At 45.5% G+C, this 22,515-nt stretch carries 7 protein-coding genes; 1 reads left to right on the top strand and 6 read right to left on the bottom strand.

Going from position 1 to position 22,515, the window contains the following annotated elements; all coding sequences use genetic code 11:
* Positions 1-1,249 precede the first annotated feature (1,249 nt).
* The 6 genes from WC980_10685 to WC980_10660 form a co-directional block, all read right to left on the bottom strand.
* Entirely contained in the window at positions 1,250-1,753 is a 504-nt protein-coding gene (locus tag WC980_10685) for a hypothetical protein (protein MFA5795516.1), read from the bottom strand.
* Positions 1,754-2,043: 290 nt separating this feature from the next.
* Positions 2,044-2,316 (bottom strand): hypothetical protein, encoded by a 273-nt coding sequence (locus tag WC980_10680; GenBank protein MFA5795515.1) that lies wholly within the window; start codon positions 2,314-2,316, stop codon positions 2,044-2,046.
* 184 nt (positions 2,317-2,500) lie between these two features.
* Positions 2,501-2,848 (bottom strand): hypothetical protein, encoded by a 348-nt coding sequence (locus WC980_10675; GenBank protein ID MFA5795514.1) that lies wholly within the window; start codon positions 2,846-2,848, stop codon positions 2,501-2,503.
* Between the two features lie 204 nt (positions 2,849-3,052).
* Positions 3,053-4,135 (bottom strand): hypothetical protein, encoded by a 1,083-nt coding sequence (locus WC980_10670; protein ID MFA5795513.1) that lies wholly within the window; start codon positions 4,133-4,135, stop codon positions 3,053-3,055.
* 101 nt (positions 4,136-4,236) lie between these two features.
* Positions 4,237-5,307 (bottom strand): hypothetical protein, encoded by a 1,071-nt coding sequence (locus WC980_10665; GenBank protein MFA5795512.1) that lies wholly within the window; start codon positions 5,305-5,307, stop codon positions 4,237-4,239.
* A gap of 15 nt (positions 5,308-5,322) precedes the next feature.
* Positions 5,323-21,735, bottom strand: a complete 16,413-nt coding sequence (locus WC980_10660; GenBank protein MFA5795511.1) for a putative Ig domain-containing protein — start codon at positions 21,733-21,735, stop codon at positions 5,323-5,325.
* Between the two features lie 518 nt (positions 21,736-22,253).
* Between WC980_10660 and WC980_10655 the strand changes: the two genes are divergently transcribed.
* Positions 22,254-22,515: hypothetical protein (locus WC980_10655; GenBank protein MFA5795510.1), on the top strand; the 262-nt coding region annotated here is incomplete at its 3' end.

Below are 22,515 nucleotides of genomic sequence, written 5' to 3'. Positions count from 1 at the left end.
CTTCCGTAAAAGATATTATCGGAGTCGAGTCGATTTTTCAAGGAGTTTTCTCCCCCCAAAACTCCTTGATATCTGCAACTTATTCCCCTTCATTCCTTTGTCTCAAATGCGCTGACGTTGAACATTTAGTATGCGGATTCAGCGGATAAAGCTGATTAATCAGTTAAATCCGCCGAATCTGTACTCTGGCAGTTTGAGCGTTAGCGAATTATCCATAGACCCTTAGGGGTCTTGGGACAAGAACCCTAACGGGCTGCCAGGTATAGTCGGCTGTAACTCACTACGTTCTAACAGCCGAACTACTCTATCTGCTTACCGGCTATACTCCTACGTATCCTATTTATGATGCAAATCGCGTGCCAGGAGGTGGTAAAACGGGTGATTTTGGGAGCAAATAACCGCAAGCCCAGTGTTTACACGGGATAAATCTGTGAGGGCCGGCCGGAAGAGCCCGGCCCAATTTTCGGGCCGTTAGTCTTTTATGCACAATTTCTTGTGCACGTGCACATATTCTTGTGCATAGGTTTTGGCTGGGAATCACAGAGTCCGCGTAATTTACAGCTCATTATACTTAGTATGTTGTTCCGGGATCCCGGCAATTCGCCGAAAAAAGCGCCGAGCAATGAATTTTTGGGGTAATTATTACTAAAAATACAGGAATAATGATGCAAATAATTATATAGCTATATGCACGAAAAGGCTTATTGTTCTCGTGATAGGGATGGTATTTCCAACATTGATGTGCTTCCCCAGAGAGCAAGAGCTATGCTTAATGATTACACCAGGGTTAGAACGTCTCTTTAAAAGCCTATTCCTGCAAAAAAACCTCGGGGAAAGCGGCAGTTTTTCTAAAAGGTTCACTAAAAAGGTAGCAATGCCCCATACTGAGTGGGCTTAAAAAAAAAGAGGCGCTTATGCATGTGAAAATTTCGGGATAAAAAAGGCCCTGAAGCTTAGCAGGATAACTTGCATCACCCTGGATCCTAATGTGTTGCAGCAGCATTGAGAAATGGGTGCTTCAGGGCCATAAATTATTCAAACAAATATAATATGAATCTATAGCAAATCAACAAGATTGCGCAAGAAAAACTGGGCCGTTGAACCAATATCCCCTATCACTCTATCGGAGGTATCCTCACTTGTAATAGTGCTGGAAGTGCGTTTAATTCGTTTTAGCAGTATCGCAGCCTTCTTTTCTGCCTACCCTAAGTCCGTCGCATCTACACCACCACATCTACACAGGACTATTTCATTTTTGGGGAATAACCGTAAGCGTCACTTGGCAAATGTTTTTTGCATCAAAACCACCATCAACAATAAAATCAGGCAACACAGCTAAATCAATTGGCGGAACATAATATACTATATTACAAAATTTAATGGGGTTGTCTTCGAGCAAGGCTTTTATTTCAAGCTCAATAATCTCTTCATTCGTTACACTTATGGGAAATCTTGTATCAAGAGCATCATGAGCAATCAAAATAGTATCTGCCATTACTGATAAATCACCGGCCATTCCCGGGAGGCCTAAATCAAGCGGTTCATCTAATTCAACAATATAATATATTCTTACAGACCGCTCATCCTCATCCACATCCCATTGTTTAATTATTCTACGCACTACCGTTCCAGAGCTTTCTATTTTCCATGGCTTGAACCAGGGCTGACCTGATGGCGGCTCCCCCATATCTATATCTTCAAACACTAATTTAACCTTTTTACCAACAATAATATCATTTTCTATCAAAGCCATATTCAGCTCCTATTTAAGCAAACTCGAGTTCTATTTTTTATATTTGCCCGGTGACACACACTTGATTTTCTTTCTCAATATTCAAGTGGTTTCCAAGGCGCTCTTTTCGTAAACTGAGGCTTTCTTCGTAAGGGCTGTTAGATATGATATACTTTTAGCCGGATTAGTCAATTTATTCGGACGATGTCAAGCCTGGATTCTAAAAACAGTGCCCTACAAGTCAAGTATTTAGCGCATTACAAAATCAGGTGTGTGTCACCGGATTACAAATAAGCAGGGACACTTACACATCATATCTCAATATTAATGTTTTTAAGTTGTTTTCTCAAATTCCAATCAATTGGTTTTTCTTTTACTTTCGAAAACCACGGAGCATCTTTACTTATCCATTTTTCTCTATATTCCTTAAATTTCTCTTCTTTTGATTTTGTCTGATCATAATCATCATATCCAAATTCAAAACCACAACATGGACAAATATCAAAACGTGCGCATTCGTATTTATCATATGGCGGTTCACCTAAATCAGGATATCCACACACAGAACATATGTATTTATTCATTTAGTTCTTCCTCCTATTATTGTTTATTGAAATAATTGATTCCATCTGTGGGTTTAAAATAGGTTCGCACTGTCCCATCCTTACCTTTAACCGCAAACTCATTAGTGGATTTTTTATACATTACAACATCTCCATTTGGTCTTGTTTTTGTAAGCAAATCTCCACAATTCGGGGGACACCATACTCAATTCACCTTTGCCTTTGATTTCGGACCAGGTTTCCTAAAACCAAGAAATCTGCCCAATAACCCTTCCATTTTCTTCATAAAGCTTTCGTTCCCCAATGGTCGTCCCGTGTTTTCGTGCCGCCGTAATTCTTCAAGTTCTTTATTGGTTACCGGAGCAGTCAGAAATTCTTTCCAGTCTTCAACCATTTCTAAAAGAGGTTTTACCTTAACCAATTCATCATCACTACCGGATATATGAGCTAAAGCACTGCTCCATTTGTATTTTTCAGGCTTGTCAATCAGTTTGGCTCGCACCGGATTTAATTCAATATATCGAGCGGCCGTTAGTAAATATCGTTCGTCCATCTACAGAATGCCCCTATTCCCTCTCCTGAAAGGCTGGAAGTGCGTTTAATTCGTTTTAGCGGTATTGTGACCTTATTTTCTATCGTCCCAGATGTGTGTAGCACCTACAGCGATGCAATTCACCCAATTTTGTTGGTCAAGATAAAGGTTAACAAGGACAGGCACTCACTATAAATCCGTCGCATCTAAATGCACCCTCAGCTATTATTTTGGAGTTTCCTTGTCATTAAACAAATGGCTGAGGCCTAATCCATCTAACAGCTCTTTATAGCTACCTAATATTTCATCAGCCTTATCTTTTATCTCCCTATTCTTATCCTGTTTCAACTGTCCCAGTTGTTCAAAAGACCATTTCAAAAAGTCATTTGAAAATACCCTAATTCTATCGTCTTTTTGCATACGCCAGTCCGGATTCCACCATATTTCCATGAAATATAAGCGTTGATTCATATCTACTGTTGGGTCGCAGGCCCTATTAATTACCTCCTTATATAACTGTTCGTCAAATGCTTTATAACTCAGATTCAGCAACGCCCTTGTAATACTGTCTTTGTATTCTTGAGCAACAGGGTTGGTAAATAATTTCAATAGAGCATCCTTAGCCGGGAAACCTATTTTGGTAAACTTCCCCATCACTCTTTTTTCCTCATCCCTCTTATCTATTCCACTTGTCGCATTCAGTAAAGTATAAAAAAGATTCTCAGCTTCATTTATAGCCTTTAGCATATCGGGGTGAATCTCTTTCTTCACCTCGACTGTCTTGGTTGCCACAATCTTGCCAAACCAATTTCCTTCACTATTAATATTATATTTATTTTTTTCGTCTGGGGTGAAATCTCTAGAAATGGCCGAATAAAAATATGCTACAACCGTTGGGTTACCGAATTCTTCAGCGGTGTATTCATAATTAGTTTCCTTGTCTTTCCCAGCAGGGATCACAAGAATTGCGTTACCGCTAACACGAGAATTTATATTCCAATTACCTTCCTTATATGTTCTCGAAACTAATCCTAGGCATCCGGCCCCCAATACTGGAGAAGAAATTATTATTTCCCTACTTGAAGTATTTGAGAATACAAAAGTCACTTGTATTTTTTCGCCTACTAGATAAGAGTCTTTATTAGTTTGAATCGATATTTTTAAACCATTATACTCATCTTTCATATTCTTAGTTTCAACAGACTCTGCTTGACTTATTCGATTAATGCAAGCTATTCCAATTATTATAAATATTCCCACCAAAACAATAACTATTTTTTTACAAGACATAAAATTTTTCAGCAACATGACAGGATTTAACCTTTAGCAATGTTCACTATTCGTCCCCGAAAACCAAGGAAACCATACACTCCTGATCGCTACAAAAACCTTGAGCTCAAAATAAAACCTTATTGTGGTAACAGGTTCCCCAAACCCAGCTTTTCCAGGGTCTTTTTATTGAAATATAAAAGATCGTTGGCTTTTTCTTTTATTTCTTTGTTTTTGTCATCCTTAAGAATGCCCAACTGCTGGAACGACCATATTTTAAAATCATCCGGAATCATAAGAACTGTTTCTGGTTTTACTTTTTGCCCTCGCTGCCAATCAGTTTCCCATATTCCCATAGCTGCTAAACGATCCCATTGTTCCTGAGCAGTGTCACGGGCAATATTTACTAATTCCTTATATAACTGTTCATCAAAGGCTTCACCGCTCATTTCCACTAATACTTTGACGATAGAGCAATAATAATCACCTACTTTTGCTTCTTGGCTTCTAAGCAGCTTAATCAAGGTCTTTTGAGCTGGATAGCCTATTTTTTGCAGTTTCCTGATAGCCGCTGTTCGTCTCACGTATCTATCCATTGAATCATCCCCTGGATCAAGAAATGATGCTTCAGCCTCATTTATGGTTTTAAGCACCTCAGGATGTATTTCGTTTTTCACTTCGATTCTTTTAGTAGCTAAAATCTGTCCAAACCAATTGCCAAAATCGTAACCGCGGGGAAGAGTAAGCGCTTTCCGTTCTTCCGTAGGGGGGGAGTCGGAGCTCGAATAAAAATTAGCTATCAGCATCGGGTTGCCTGGCTCCTTGGCTTTATGCCAAAATTTAAGTTGAGTCGTTTTACCCATTGGTATCTCAATCACTGCGGAGCGACTGTATGCTGACAAACCTTCACCCGGCATTTGACAATCTCCTTCTTGATATGTTTGGGAAACAATGCCTAGGGGATTTACCGTCCATCTATCATGATTTATTTTTATGTCATGATTAGAAGTATTTGAAAATAGAACAGCTACTTGTATTTTTTCCCCGAGCAAATATGATTCTTTATCCGTTTGAAGAGATATTTTCACCCCATCCTTCTCGTCAGTTATTCCACCGCTTTCTTCTGCGTGAGTTATTTTAACATTATGTGTTGCATTAAATAACAAGCAAATACCTCCCACTGTGGTTAATAATAAATTTCTTAGCTTCATAAAAACCTCCTTTTTTTATCGATTATCTAAATAAGGGGGGCCAAAATACTGGTAGTTATCTGGAAGATTTTCAGGTCTTGGGTCAAAATAGAGTAGCCTAATTATTACGCCTTCATTTGTTCTATCAGCAATTTCTTGTAACCCCTGACGGCGATTAAAAACTGACCATTCTTGTGCCGCCCACATAATATATGGTTCATCACCGCTTCGGAAATCATTTCTGTTCGCCTCCCTTATAAATAATGTTCTTACTCGCTGAGTCAATCCTTCTACTACCCCGTAGTCAAACCAAACGCCATTTTGATACCCATAAACACCACCGCTATTTATTGTTTCAGCTTTATTTATCACTTGACCTATCTGTTTCATCAGACTATCTTTCAAACCCGTTAAACCCACTGATTGTGCGCTATAACAATGATATAACAAAACCTGTAATCCATGTAATCCTTGTAGTTTTAAGAAAATAGTATCATTTTCAGGTTCATTGGTTTTTGTTTCTATATTCTTAAAGGTTTTATACCCTTGTTGTCTATTATTAAGCATTATTTCAAACCACAGGTCATCGGATGTTTGCACTAGTTGTGTATGTCCCAATGAGCCTAAAGTCCCACGAGCAGTTAGCCTTTCAAAAATTTGTTCGAAAGTTATGTTTCCTCCAAAAGGTAACCCGTCAGAGAAATCATAGAAAACAATTACATTATGACCACTGGGCACAAGCTCCCCTATTAAACTTCTATTAAAGATAGAATTACCAATCACATCCCCCTGATAATTTTTAGGGTTACCTTGGGCATCTATAAGATGAGCCAATTGTAAAGCTGCGGCTTCTGTGTCAATGCGCGTCTCAGTTCCATCTGGCGCACCTGGAGGTGGTCTTAACCTATCATGAGAGTTGTACACATATATCGTCCTCGCCACTGGTAAACATTGTATTTTATGATCTGGTTTACCACTATAAGCTTTATCTTTCTCCCGCACATACATCTCTACAGTATATGGTTTGCCATATGCTGGGTCAACGTATTTCCAGTTCTCACGAATGCTTTTATCAGACCCCTTATAGTTAGGCGCGATGTCTTTATCTGTGGTATTATCCTGATTAGTCCGCCCATCCCAACACTTGCCTTTCTTAGGATTTGTTCTCAAGTCAATTTCTTCTATAAATACTTCTGTTTCATCTGATGATGGATCTTTTACTATAAATTTTACGCTTTCCACGTTATTATTTACAGAATATTTTATTAAACCATCATTTTGCTGATTAAATGTTGACTTTCCTTTATTAACATACCATGGCCCGGCAAAGAATTTAATATCTTCTGTCCCAAAAACATCGTTCTTATCAGGACCGGAACCTTCGACATAGAAATCACCACCGCTGATGACCTGCAAAAGCTTTTGTCCGCCCGGTAATTCGGCCCGGGGCGCGCCGGTGGTACCCCCCATTATCTGGCCGGTGCAAACGATGGGCCCGGAACGGTATAAGGCATATTCATAATTAACTTCCACCTGATTGAGAGTAATTTCCTGCGAAAACGGCGCCACGGCTCCGGTAGTATTCAGCAATGCGCCACAACGGTCAATCCCCTTGATGGTAGCGGTGGTAGTTGGTCCAAAATCCCTAGTCTTTTTCTCTATATACCTGTACAGCTCGGGTGCGGGAGTAATAAGGTTATTATCATCATCATAGACAAGACTCTGGCCGGTGTAACCGGAATCCTCGAATTGGCCGCTCCCGACCGCGGTTTCCTTGACTATTTTGGCCATATCAGGACCAATCAGGAAATGAACAGCTGCATTATTGTATAAACTCTTGGCTTCTATCACCTGAGGTTCACTTTTAGTCCCAAAAGTGTAATCTACATACGCCTGGAAACCGCTATCTGACGTTTTAATAACTTCTCTTTTCCCCGGCACCCCATCAAAGAATCCATCACCATATAACACTTTAAACTCAACATCGACTGGTATAGCCCCAGAAGAACTATTAGGGTCGGGATTAGGTTGCTCGGCGATAACCATAAGCTTGTTTGATAATGGTGTGTTAACCACTCCTATTTGATGATTCGTCCAATAAACAATGTTTATATCTGAGTCACGAGGCTCGAATCCTATAGGACCAGCCTGGACAAATAGAGGCTCGTTTGTTGCCGGGTCTATAAATTCGGGCAAACTAAACCTGATATTTAACGGGACATCGTTACAACATGAAAGACCGAAAGCAGCTGTCCCATCCACATCGGTTAGCTGTGCAGGCGGCAAGACTGTAGCCATTGGTTCGTCCGCACCGCTTGAAACTTGCGTAACCTTAGCGCTTACTTCAACGTTATTTATGCCGTTGCCATTCTGGTCGATAACTTTCAACTTGAAAGCGCCCGGCAAACCATCGGAAGGAGACCAGTGCCACCAATACGTTACATTCATTATTAACGGCGGCGTATTTATAATTTGAATAGTCGGCAGATATCCCTCCAGAGCAAATCCCACCGGTGTTATCGAATCCATACCAAAAACCCTGGCCTTTATTATGCATAATCCGGGCTTGTCGCCGTAATGGAAATGCATGGCGGCCAGGCCGTCCTGGTTGGTAACGCTGGAATATCCGGGAGCTTCCATAAGTTTGCCTACATTATCATTTTCAAAATCATAAACAATCTGCAGACCTTCAATCGGAGCGTTTGTGTCGACCCTGTAGGCCATAACCAATAGCGGCTCCTGGGCACATTTGCCAACAATGCCTGATTGGCCATTGCCATTGATGATAGCCAACCTTATTTCGATAGGCGGCTCCGGCTGTGGTTCCGGACGGGGAATACTGCCCAGTACGAAATACCTAACGGCTTCGACCCGGTGGCCGGCGCTGTTCATTATGCTGACCTTGAGCTCGTTGCGGGCGTTAATCTGCAGGACATTGTAAAGCGCGATGAATTTATCATAGGCGTTGACGGTGTCGGGATGGTAGGAAGCCTCGGCTACGCCTTTGTCAAAGATATCGCTTACCGGGCAGTTGTTGACCAGAGCCTCAAAGCTTTCCGGGTTAACGCTATAAGCCAAATCGGTATAGGATACGGTAAAATAGAGGTTGTTGATATCGCTGATAACCACGTCATCCTGGTCGGGATAAGTAACCTCTATGGCCAGCGAGGTAATGGTTATCATACCCTGGACCGGCAGTCCGATTTGCCAGCCGTTGGCAAAAACGGTGATCTGGTATGGGTATGTCCCGGCGGCCAGTCCAGCAACAGGCAGATTGACGGTCCAGTTGCCGGCCGGGGAAGAATCAGCCACGGTGGTGTAGGTTATTCCACTAATCATTACATAGATAGTAGCGCCGGGATAAGCGGCGGTGCCGCTGATAATCCTTTGCGAAGTGGTCGCGGGAGTGGTTACGACCGCGGGGATATTAACAAGCGCGTTGAAGAACACCGGCAGGACGTTGTTGGTATCGTAATAATATTCGACCAGCATGGCCTGGATAATGTTGGTTTCGGATTCGGAGCCCAGCTTAAACGGCCAGTAGGTTTCAGCCAGGCCATCGGCATCAGTAGTAACCAGGATGCTGTCTTTCATCACCGTAACAAAACCGAGTTTCGGGTAACGATCAACGACGGTTAATTGGTTGGAATCATAGGGTTGGTCAATACCGCCATCAAGGTAGAATCCGGGTAAGCTATTATGCCCCCACCAGTTACCCTGCCCCTGATAAGAAAGCTCTATTGCCTGGTCCGAATAGACATTGTAGTTGTAGTTGTAAAAGATGTTATTATTGAAGAAGTGGTTCGGAACGGCGCACATCAAGTCTATGCCGTTCTGGTTAAGGTCAATTACGTTGTAGGAGAAATAATTATCCAGGGCACGGAAAATATCTATGCCGATTATGGAATTCTGGATGGTGTTTTCCAGAACCCGGTTATCGGTGCAGGGCAGGTTATCCTGTTCCAGCCGAATGCCCATACCGGCGCCATCGATGAAGTTGCCCTTGACAATGTTATGGGACGACTGGATGTTAATAGCGGTGTTATTGTCCCACATCGAATTATTGATAATCCGGGTGTAATCCGAACCGGTAACGCAGATGCCGTCGCCGAGGAAGAACATATTATGGGTCAGGGTATTATAGGGGCTGTTTTCCACGATAATACCGGTCTGCCACGAACAACTAAAATTATTGTTAGCCAGTATATTGTTAGATGAGCCGTTATAGAGCAATATCCCGTTGATGGTGCCGCAAGTCCAGTTATCGCTGACAACGTTGCTGATACTATTCCAGAGGGTTATACCTTCTGGATAATAACCTTGGGGCGGCGAATACCACTGATAGCTAAAAATATCATTGTAGTCAATGGAGCAGTTCCGGCTGTTTTCCATATAGATGCCGGTCTGGAAACTATAAATATCGATATTTTTGATGGTGACGCCGGTGCGGCCGTTAAGATAGATGCCGTAACCGGTGTTCAAGCTGGAATAGGGGCTGGTAATGCAGTGGCCATTACCGTCAATGGTGATGTTATCGGCGGCGACAACAATGTTATCATAAAGGTCCTGGGTTAGAACGGTATTCTGGGTGATATAAAGCGTGCTTTTCCGGGGCAGGATATAAACGTGGTGTCCGGCGGAAATATCCTGGACCCAGCTATGAACAGTATCGGTGATGTTGAACTTGCGAGCCAGGTAACCGTCCTGATAACAATAGTAAGTATCGGTAACGGAAGAATAGAACGGGTCCAGCCCGGAAATGGTCATATCCGCGGTAGCCGGCCCGCCGGTCTGCTGAACCGGCTGGATATGAATAGATATGGTATTAGTAACGGCATTTACGGACAGCTTGATTTCAGCGCTTGATGTTATCTTAAGACCGGATGAAACCGGATTATCCGATAGGATAAACTCGGTGCCGGTGGCTTCGTAAGGCAGGCTATAGCCATTATTGGCGTATTTGATTGATGGTTTAGACACAGCGCTGGAACCGCTATTGGCATTTTTATTAGCGTCGTAAATCATCCGGACTTGTTCCAGGAAAGGCGGGTCTTCAAACTGGCCGCCACCCTGAACGGCTTTATATTCAATACCTTTCCCGGCAACCGGCGAGCCGAATTTATCAGTCAAACTGGTCATGAAATAACCGGGTAAGTTAGTGCCGGCCAATCCTGATTGGTTATCACCGCTGATTTTGGTAAGCACAGCCGGGGTGCCGACAGTTACGGTAATATATTTAAACGCGGTGATGGCTGGATCTACGGTATCAGTCACATCAATTCTTTGGACACCGGGTTGGGCAAAGGCAAAGTCAGCAACCTGCTCAATTTGGCTGTTGAAAGTGATGGTTTTATCAGCCGGACCTGATGAACCTCCATTGGGACCGATAACTCCGGTCAGGTGCAGGTTGGCCGAGCCGGTAAACATAACCGGGCTATCCAACTTATCCACATATATGAATGTGCCCGAAATATTTTCACCGGCCTTGACCTGGTCAGGAACGTTGAGCAGTTCAATGCGATCAATGGGCGAAATAACCGCGCAATAAACACTGGCCAAGGTGTAAACAGACGCCCCAATCAAGTAATTACCACCATGATAAGCATTATCCAAAAACACCCATTGGCCTAAATCTGAATCATAGGCTATCATCCGAACATCCCATTCCGTACGCCGATATTGCTGAAGCAATGATGCGTCAAAAGGAATCTTTATGCTTATCGAAGACGATATGTTGATACCAACCGGCTGGAATTGGACTGCCTTAAGTAAAACCAAGTTATCAGGCAACGGGGGCACTTGCTGTGGTGTTGCGATAGCAAACCATGTTGGCTGGGTTATGGCACCGGGAATCCATATTTCCGCCCGGTAAAGCGAACTGTTTGCATCGGTTACAACCAAAGAATATTCCTGATACGGCTGGATAAGTTCAACCACGGCAGCATTCAATGCCAGATAGATATTATCCGAGAATCGGTTTATCGAACCAGCCCTATCTCGAGCTTCTACCCAAACGGTTTTGTCACCGCTTGTTGCCGTCAAAGTAAAAGCCATAACAGGTGAAAAGAGCTTCCATTCGCCCCAATTAACGCCATCCTCGCTGAAACGCACATCGGTAACACCGGAAAAATCAGTGAAACCCATAGTTACGGTTACATTGGTCGATGTTACGTATGGATTATAATTATTGATCATTATCCAACCAGCAGGCGGCGTTTTATCAATCATGAATTGTTTGGTTACCGGCACTGACCAGTTGCCGGCCGCATCCATGGCACGAACTGAGATATAATACTGACCATCGGCCATTGCCGGGAGTATCGCACCGATATCTTCGGTCTGGCTGTCAAATGGCGGCAGGGTCGCATACATCGGATAATGAGGACCATAATAATCAATCCAGTATTCAGCATAAACAATGGGCGAATTGGTATCGATAGCCGTGGCTAAAACAGTCGGATCGATATTAGACGGGTCAGGCGTAACGTTCAGGCTGGCAACGGGAATGACCGGCGACTCGGCATCCTTAATAAAATCGGCAAAAACTGTTTCGGACCAGTTGTTGGCTGCGTCCCGTACGCGCATATAGACCGTATGCGGGCCGTTGGTCAAGCTTAAAATACTTATTGGAGAATTGAAGCTTTCATACAAACTGCCAAACAAGCCATCCATTGGGGTCAGCTGAATAATGCCGTTGGCCTGGGAATCTATCCAGTATTCGGCCTGACTGATACCGGTCAGGTTATCGTTAGCATAACCGTTCAAAACAATATTAGCAGTGGCATAATAAAGCGTCACGTTCATGTTTACCATAGGCAAAGTGGCATCCTTAACAAAATATCCGGTCGCAAATGCTGACCAGTTGCCGGCCGCATCGCAGGCACGGATAAATATGGTGTGCGAACCGTCGGCAATGCCCTGCAATGCGTCTGTTGCGATAAGATTTTCGTTAGGATTATCAAAGATGCCGTCCGCAGCAGACATTTGGAACCTGTCGGTCTGGGCATCTATCCAGTATTCGGCCTGGACTATATTGGTAAAGGTATCAATAGCGTTTGCAGTTATAGTTATTTCACCATTGGCCGGGTTGGGCAGAACCACCGGGATTGAAATCCCCGGTTGAGTAGTATCCTTGATAAATGTGGCCTGCGCAGGAATCGACCAGTTACCGCCTGCATCCATGACCCGGACATAAAGAACGTGCATACCGTTTGCCAGGCTGTTCGTAGGAATCGAATAGGAGAAATTCTCAGTCAGACTGTTAAACAAACCGTCAATCGGGATAATCTCAACTTTACCATTGGACTCGGAATCTATCCAGTATTCTGCCCTGGTTATATTGGTATATGTATCCGTAGCCGTGGCGGACAGGTTAAGAGAATAGATGCTGGTCGGGTTGGTCAATAAACTGTTTATTGTAACACCCGGCGGCGTCATATCCACGGTGAAACTATCCGTTATCACGGTTGAATATTGTAAATTGATGGTGTCAACGGTCTGCATGGTAAAATTATAAACACCTTCAGTCAGAGCCATCGGCCAGGTTTTCCATTTTCCGCTTAAAGGCTCGACCTCCACTGGAGTAGCTGGCATGTAATAATTTTCAACCTGAACCTGGTAGCCGTAGCCCTTGGCCGAGGTGCCTTCGAGCGTGTAGGGCGTGCCGGTAACCACCCTGGCTGAGGTCATGATCGGCGGTGGCAGGATATCGTAGAATGATTTTACGGTAAAGAAGACAGGAATAACTTCCGGAATCAAAGGATTAATGCCCCGGGCATAGGCCTGGATGACGCAGGTATCGTTGCCCAGTTCGCCCAGTTTGAATGGCCAAAAAGCAACGGCATCGCCCATAGTACCGACAGTCACAGCACAGCGGTTTTGCATAACCACAACATGATTTCCCTGGGCGTAGCTGTCCACCACATCAGACCGGTTGGAATCTCCGCCCGGAATAAAATAAGGTGAATAGTCATGACCCCAGTAGTTACCCTGGTTATTGAACGATAATTCGGTAGCCGTATCAGACCATACGTTACGGGTATAATTATAGAAAAAGTTATTCTGAAAAACGTAATTATTGGAGGAATTCGACAGGTAGAGCCCGTAATAATTCGAGTTGGCGGTGTTATAGCTGATATAGTTAGAATCAGAGTTTTCCAGGTAAATGGCCGCCTGGTTGCTGTTTTGCATGGCGTTTTCGGCAATCTGGTTATGGCGCGGGTAATAGATAGCTGGCCACGAATTAAATGGCTTGACCTGAACGGCAGATCCGGCGCAGTTATTGATGATATTGCCGCGGATGCTGTTATCGGACGCACCCCATATATCCATAGCCACTGAATTATTGGAAAAGGTATTATTGGCGATGGCATTGCCGGTGCAGGGAGCGTACAGGCATATACCCCGTCCGTTGGTCAGCGTGTTGTTGGCCACGGTATTACTGTTCGCATTGATAAACCATATCCCATCCATTCCGCCTGACTTAAGGGTAATTTCGTTGTTGGTCAGGATGTTTGAAACCGCATCCATACAAACATGGATACCGCTGCTGGTATTCCAAATCCTGTTATTATTGACCGTGTTGCTGACAGATCCGGTGAACTCAATTCCATAAGTTGAGTAATACCCACCGATAGCGTCTATAATGCGGTTGTTGAGGAACTTGTTATTCCCGCCGCCATCACACCAAATACCAACCTGGAAGTTATAGATGTAAAAGTTTTTGATGGTGACATTGCTGTGCCCGTTAAGATAGATGCCGTAACCGGTGCCCGGCATAGGGCTGGTAATGGCGTGGCCGTTGCCGTCGATGGTAATATTGTCGGCGGTGACGACAATATTATCCATTATATCTGCTGTCAGGATGGTGTTCTGTCCTATTTCTATCGTGCCCCTGGCTGCCATGAAATAAACGTGGTGCTTGGCGCTGAGGTCCTGGGTCCAGCTGAGCTTCTTCCTAGTATCAAATGATTTCTGGAATGCACCATCCTGATGGGAGTATATGGTATCGGTGGTCTTAAAGAAATCGCCGATGCCGTTGATGGTGATATCGGCCTGGCCGGCGGAACCAGTAACCGGCTCGATATGCAGAGACACAGTGTTAGCCACGGCCGTGAGCCAGAGATGTATCGGCTGGCTGGAGGTAATCTTGAGATTAGGCGAAACGGGGTTATCCTTGATCCGGAATTCGGTGCCGGTGGCTTCATAAGGCAATTGATATCCGTTGGATTTGGGTTGTTCGGATTTTACCGGGGCCTTGGGGGTTTTACCTTTGTTGGCATTATAAGCCTTTTCTAATTCTGATTTGGACGGCGGGTCGGCAAAAAGGCCGCTGCCTTTGATGACCTGGAACTCGATGGTGGACATCTCAGGAACCGGGTTGCCGAAAGCGTCGGTCAAACGAACGCTAAACCGATCTGGCAACATGGTATTAACCAGTCCCTGCTGATTGTCACCGCCGGTCTTTGCCACCAGCATCGGAGCATTTGTAATATTGACGGATTTGTTATCCATAAATATCATCGGGTTGGCCACATCGCTTGCGTAAATACCTTGCATACCAGGCGCTACGAAAGCAAATGTGGTGGTAACTTCCGACGTATCGTTAAACTCCAGATTGTAGGTGGGTGTCAGAGGCTGACAGTTCTGGTCTATGGCCGGCCCCATCAGCGTAATCATCACGGTCCTACCGGTGACCGTAACCGAAAGATTCTGGGCATCAAGATACCTGACAGTCGCAAATATCCACTGGCCGACCATGGCCTGGACCGGGACGTTGGTGATTTCCAACCGGGCTATCGGATGAAAAACCTTGATATTTATCGTTTGGAAATCGAATAATCCGTTAGCCGTAGCCTTAAAGGTCACGTCATAACTGCCCTCTTGCCAACTTTCCGGCGTCCAGTTGAAAATGCCGGTATTCGGGTCTAATGCCGCGCCAGGCAGATTCGGCTCCATCGAATAAGTTACGAAATCGCCATCCGGATCTACAGCTGATACTGTAAAGGTCAGGAACTGGTTTGCATCCATGCTTTGGTTACCCGGCGATGCCAATACCGGCGCCCGGTCCACGTTATTAACGGTTATGGTTATAGTTTTACTGTCCGACAGGCCGTTGGCCGTGGCCATAAGTGTCACATCATAACTGCCGGCCTGGGTATAATCAGGTGCCCAGGAAAATATGCCTGTAACCGGATCCAGGCTCGCACCGGCCAGCATCGACATCATTGAATAGGCTATCGTATCACCGTCCGGATCAGCAGCTGTTACAGCAAAGGTTAATGACTGCCCTTCATCTACGGCTTGGTTGCCCGGGAAGGCCAACACCGGCGCCCTGTCTATATTATTCACCGCTATGGTCATAACCCTGGTATCGCCAAGAAGGTTGCTTAAAGCACTAAACGTTATCTCATAACTGCCTGCCTGGGTATAGTCGGGCTGCCAGTAGAACTCACCGGTAGCAGGATTCAAAACAGCGCCTGCTGGAGCAGGCGGATCCATCGAGTAGGTCACGACATCACCATCCGGGTCCGCAGCAAAAATAGTAAATATCAGGATCTGATTTTCATCCACGATTTGGTTACCCGGTATGCTTAAGGCCGGCGCCTGGTCCACGTTATTAACGGTTATGGTTATGGTTTTACTGTCCGACAGGCCGTTGGCCGTAGCCATAAATGTGACATCATAACTGCCGGCCTGGGTATAATCAGGTGTCCAGGAAAATACGCCTGTAACCGGATCCAGGCTTGCACCGGCCAGCATCGACATCATTGAATAAGCTATCATATCGCCATCAAAATCTGTAGCCGACAACGCAAAGATCAGGGACTGGTTTTCATTTACGGCCTGGTTACCGGGCGAAACCAATACCGGCGCCTGATTCACATTATTTACCGTAATAGTCACGGTTTTAGTATCTGACAGGTTATTAGTTGTAGCCTTAAAGGTCACTTCATAACTGCCGGACTGGGTATAATCCGGCGTCCAGCTTAATTCCCCGGTATCGATATTAAAGAATACTCCTGTCATGATCGGCATCATGCTATAGACGATAACCTCCCCATCCGGATCAGTCGCGGACAGGATAAAGGTCAATGAATTGCCCTCATTAACAGCCTGATTACCCGGTGATAACAAAACCGGGGCCCTATCCACATTATTTACCGTTATGGTAACAATCTTGGTGTCTGACAGATTTTTGGCTGTGGCTCTGAAGATTACTTCATAGCTCCCGGCCTGATCATAACCAGGTGTCCAGTTAAATATGCCGGTTGATTCGTCCAATACCGTATTAACAATTGCAGATGTCATTGAGTAGGTTATGGCATCGCCGTCCGGGTCTGTGGCTGATAATGCAAAAGTCAATAACTGGTTTTCATTTACGGTTTGGTTACCGGGCGAAGCCAGAACTGGAGCCCTGTCTACATTATTGACTATAATAGTCGTTGTTTTAGTATCCGACAAAGCATTAGCTGTAACCTTGAAAACTATTTCATAACTCCCAGACTGGTCATAATCCGGCGTCCATGAAAAGATACCGGTAGCAGCATTTAAATCAGCTCCGGCCGGTGACGGCGCCATTGAGTAGGCTATGGCATCACCGTCCGGGTCTGTAACCAGTAATGTAAAAGTCAAGAGCTGGGTTTCATTAACAACCTGATTACCCGGTGAAACCAATACCGGCGCCCTATCCACGTTAGTTACCGTTATCGTTATAACTTTGGTGTCGGTCAAAAGATTGGCTGTGGCCGTAAATGTCACCGCATAACTGCCGGCCTGGGTATAGTCAGGCGTCCAGGCAAATACGCCGGTCGCCTCATCCAATGTCGCGCCGGTCGGCACCGGAGTCATTGAATATGTTATGCTGTCCCCGTCCGGGTCGGTTGCAGACAATGTGAATGTCAGAAACTGGTCCTCGTTCACGCTCTTATTGTCCGGAGAAACTAATACCGGCGCCCTGTCCACGTTATTTACCGTGACAGTTACGGTTTTTGTATCTGACAAACCGTTGGCTGCAGACTTGAAGGTTATTTCATAGATACCGGCCTGGGTATAATCAGGTGTCCAAATAAATTTACCCGTATCGGCATTAAGTACTGTGCCTGTTATAACCGGTATCATACTGTAAACAACCGTATCCCCGTCCGGATCCGTAGCAGACAGTGTAAATGTCAGCAACTGATTCTCATTCACGTTCTGGTTGCCCGGCGAAGCCAGAACCGGAGCCCTGTCTACGTTATTTACCGTGATAGTTACGGTTTTGGTATCTGACAGACTATTGGCTGTGGCCTTGAAGGTTAGTTCATAGCTGCCTGATTGAGTATAGTCAGGCGTCCAGGTAAATACACCGGCATTTAACACCGCACCGGTCGGTACAGGCACCATTGAGTAAGTTACCGCATCGCCATCCGGGTCTGTGGCAAACAGAGTAAAAGTCAGGAGCTGGTTCTCATCAACAGCTTGATTGCCAGGTGAAACCAGTACCGGCGCCCTGTCCACGTTATTCACCGTTATAACCACGGTTTTGGTGTCTGACAGGCTGTTAGTTGTGGCCTTAAAGATTACTTCATAACTGCCTGCCTGGGTATAGTCAGGCGTCCAGGCAAATACGCCGGTCGCCTCATCTAATGCCACGCCGGTCGGCACCGGAGTCATTGAATATGTTATGCTGTCCCCGTCCGGGTCTGTAGCTGACAGCGTAAAGGTCAGGAGCTGGTTCTCATTAACGCTCTTATTTCCCGGAGAAACAAGCACCGGCGCCCTGTCTATGTTATTTACCATTATGGTCACATTCTTGGTATCAATTAATCCGTTGGCTGTGGCCTTGAAAGTCACTTCATAGCTGCCGGCCTGGGTATAATCAGGCGTCCAGGTAAATACGCCTGTCGCGGCATCCAGCGTCGCCCCGGCTAAAGCAGGAGTCATTGAATAAGATATGGTATCGCCGTCCGGGTCTGTAGCTGACAGCGTAAATGTCAGGAACTGGTTCTCATTTACAGTTTTATTGCCAGGTGATGTCAAAACCGGGGGTCTGTCCACATCGCCTACCGTTATGATTATCACCTTCGAATCCGTTAATCCATTGGCCGCGGCAACAAAGGTCACTGTGTAATTACCGGTCTGGCCATAGTCCGGCGTCCAGCTGAACACTCCTGTTGCGGTATCCAGCGTCGCGCCGGCCGGGACAGGCGCCATTGAGTACGCTATGGTATCACCGTCCTGGTCTGCGGCTGATAATGTAAAGGTGAGCAACTGGCCTTCATTAACAGCCTGGTTGCCCGGAGAAACCAATACCGGAGCCCTGTCCACGTTATTCACCGTGATAGTTATGGTCTTGGTGTTTGACAGGCTGTTAGCCGTTACCTTAAAGGTTACTTCATAGCTGCCTGATTGAGTATAGCCAGGTGTCCAGGAAAATACGCCTGTTGAGGCATCCAACATCGCACCGGTGGGCACAGGAGTCATTGAATACGTTATGCTGTCCCTGTCCGGGTCGTTTGCGGACAGGGTGAATGTTAAAAGCTGGCTTTCGTTCACGGTTTGGTTGCCGGGCGAGGCTAATACAGGAGCCCTATCCACATTATTAACTATTATTGTTATGGTCTTGGTGTCTGACAGGCCGTTGGCCGTAGCATTAAAGGTAACTTCATAACTGCCGGCCTGGGTGTAATCAGGCGTCCAGATGAATTCACCGGTATCGACATTAAGCGTTGCGCCTGATATGACCGGCGTCATACTATAGACAACCGCATCTCCATCGGGATCAGTGGCGGATAGAGTGAAGGTCAAAAGCTGGCTCTCATTGACAGCCTGGTTTCCGGGTGAAACTAAAACCGGTGCCCTATCCACGTTATTCACTATTATTGTTATGGTCTTGGTATCTGACAAGCCGTTGGCCGTTGCCTTGAAGGTTACTTCATAACTGCCGGCCTGGGTATAATCAGGCGTCCATGAAAATACGCCTGTTGCGGCATCCAGCGTCGCACCGGCCGGAACAGGCGCCATTGAATAAGTTACAGCGTCACCATCCGGGTCTGTGGCTGACAGCGTAAAGGTCAAAAGCTGGCTTTCATTGACAGCCTGATTGCCGGGCGAAGTTAATGCCGGTACCCTGTCTACGTTATTCACCGTTATGACCACGGTTTTGGTATCTGACAAGCCGTTGGCTGTGGCCTTGAATGTCATTTCGTAGCTACCTGACTGGTTATAATCCGGTGTCCAGGAAAAGATGCCTGTGGTCGCATTTAAATTCGTTCCGGTTGGGGTCGGCGCCATGGAATAGGTTATGGCATCGCCGTCCGGGTCAATCGCTGATAGCGTAAAAGTCAAGAGTTGGTTTTCATTGACAGTCTGGTTTCCGGGCGAGGTCAATACCGGCACCCTGTCCACATTATTTACCGCAATAGTTACAACCTTGGCATCGGTCAGGAGATTGGCTGTGGCCGTGAATGTTATGGTGTAATTACCTGCCTGAGTATAATCAGGCGTCCAACTGAATACTCCTGTGGCTGAATCTAATGTCGCGCCGGTCGGCACCGGGGTCATTGAATAACTTACCGCATCACCATCCGGATCTGTGGCTGATAATGTAAATGTCAGGAGCTGGTTTTCGTTCACGGTCTGGTTGCCGGGCGAAGTTAATACCGGAGCTCTGTCTACATTATTTATCGTAACAGTTACAGTCTTTGTGTCCGAAAGTCCGTTAGCCGTTGCCTTGAAGGTTACTTCATAACTGCCGGATTGGGTATAATCTGGTGTCCAGGTAAACACCCCGGCATTTAACACTGCGCCGGTCGGTACAGGCGCCATGGAATAGGTTATGACATCTCCATCCGGATCTGTCGCGGACAGATTAAAGGTCAGAAGCTGGTTTTCATCCACGCTTTGATTTCCCGGAGAGACCAATACCGGAGCCCTATCCACATTATTCACTATTATCGTTATGGTTTTCGTGTCTACCAGGCTGTTGGCTGTGGCCTTTAATGTCACTTCATAGCTGCCAGACTGGGTATAATTTGGTGTCCAGGAAAATACGCCTGTAGTGGCATTTAATGTCACACCGGTCGGCACTGGGGTCATTGAATAAGTTATGGCATCACCATCCGGATCTGCGGCTGACAGTGTAAATGTCAAGAGCTGATTCTCATCTACGGTCTTATTGCCCGGTGAGGCCAGAACCGGCGCCCTGTCCACATTGTTTACTGTGATAGTTACGGTCTTGGAATCCGACAATCCCTTGGCGCTTGCGGTAAAGGTTACCGTGTAACTGCCGGCCTGGGTATAATCAGGCGTCCAGGCAAATGTGCCTGTAGTTGCATTTAACGACGCGCCAGCAGGCAAATTGGTCGCGCTGTATGTTATGGCATCACCGTCTGGGTCTGTGGCTGATAATGTAAATGTCAGGAGCTGGTTTTCATTAACGCTTTGGTTGCCCGGTGATGTCAAAACCGGCGGATGATCCACCGCAAAGGTAAACGACCATGCGCCTGAAGGCTGGCTTGTATTCCCCACCCCATCACGCGCCCTGATCCGCCAATACCAGGCGCCTTCGGCCAGGGTTTCAGGCGTGAGTTTATAGGTGGCTGATGCGATATCTGTTTTGATGATGACATTCTGGGTAAAACCAGAGTCTGACGCTATTTCTAATATGTAAGTAACCGGCGTGGAGGGGTCAAAAACCGCCTGCCAAGCAAAGGTCGGCTGGTTTGTGCCGATAATCGCGCCGTTTAGCGGGCTGAGCAGGGCCGGCACCGGCGGCGGAGTCGTGTCAGATCCGCCAGTGACAACGGTAATCATTCCCCAGAGAATATTACTGATACCAACAATCTTAATTTCTTTTATACATTGGTTATGATCTTCTTTTTTATCCTGTTCACCCGGCTTGCTGGCACATTTATCGTGCAATATCCTCTTTCGGATAAGCTCCCCATAAACAGAATAATTATAGACTCCTTCACCGGCGGGGTTATTGGCCTGGTCCAACCCATTCCATGATTGCTGAATCGTAACGAAGAAATAGTTATTTTCACTTTTCCCAGGCGGGGTTATCCCGGTTTCGTCGGTTATCTTCCGGACTATTGCGCCGGTTACCGTATCGGTGATGGTCCAGGTATAGCGGACAAAGAATTCGAACTTTTCGCCGGCCGCACCCTGGCTGCCCAACACGTCCGAACGCCTGACCCGGAACTTCCCGGTCATGGTCACGGCCTGGTGCTCCGCGATATTAAACGGGTCGGGACTGTCGGACACCTCATCCAGAATGATTTTTCTGTTTTCCAGCATGCCGGGATTGGGCTCGGAATTATTTTTAGCCGGTTGGGCAGGGACGGATTTATCCTGAGGGAGCGTATAACCGCTGGTACTATAAAACAGGAAGACCGTAAAAATGATTACCTCTAAAACAGTCTTGACCAGCAAACCGGAAGTGAAACTGTGAGATGTGCGCTGCATACCCATCCCCTTTCTGTTTATTCAACGACGAATAAACGCTAAAGTACTCAGGTTTTTATGCGCAATGTTTAGTAAGAGAAAATTAATCGGCAAGGTTGTTTGAGAGTTATTAGCAAGCCCCCCGGTGACGATTCTTGGCAGAACGTATTGGGGTGAAAATAATAGTTTTTCGCTGCAATATACGTACGCGTTAGTAATAAGACCCTCCCCTCTCTCTGGACGCCCAGTCAACCTTCTAATGATTTCAAGTCAACATTTTAACGATAAAATATTGGCAAATTTCAAACTTTTTACATAACATTTTTCTGGCAGGAAAGTTTACAGAAGTTACAAATAAAAAAGGTTTATAGTTCTTATAAAGTACGAATCTACTACATACCACCCAGCATGCACGGAAACACCGAATTGTAACCAATTTTGTTGTTAAATTCACAATAGTGCTATAATAAGCCTATTTGAAAAATAAATAATAATTCCGCCCTGCTGGACACAATACTTAGTTATTAGGAGCCCATAAAATGATAGATTGGGGAAAATTGCAAGCATACCAAACAGCACCATGGAAAAGCTTTGAGGAGTTGTGTTACCAGGTAGCTAAAACTTTATATGACAATAAAGGTGAATTTACTCCTGTAGATGATAGTGGAGGTGGTGATGGGGTTGAATTCTACCTGACTCTTCCAAACGGAGACCAATGGGGGTGGCAAGCGAAGTTTTACCATCCGGACCTTCGACTTAATAGCAGCCGCAAATCTTCTATTATCGAGTCACTAAAAAAAG

Source organism: Candidatus Brocadiia bacterium (assembly GCA_041658285.1).
Lineage (GTDB): Bacteria > Planctomycetota > MHYJ01 > JACQXL01 > JACQXL01 > JBBAAP01.
This window is presented reverse-complemented; position numbering and strand designations above follow the sequence as displayed.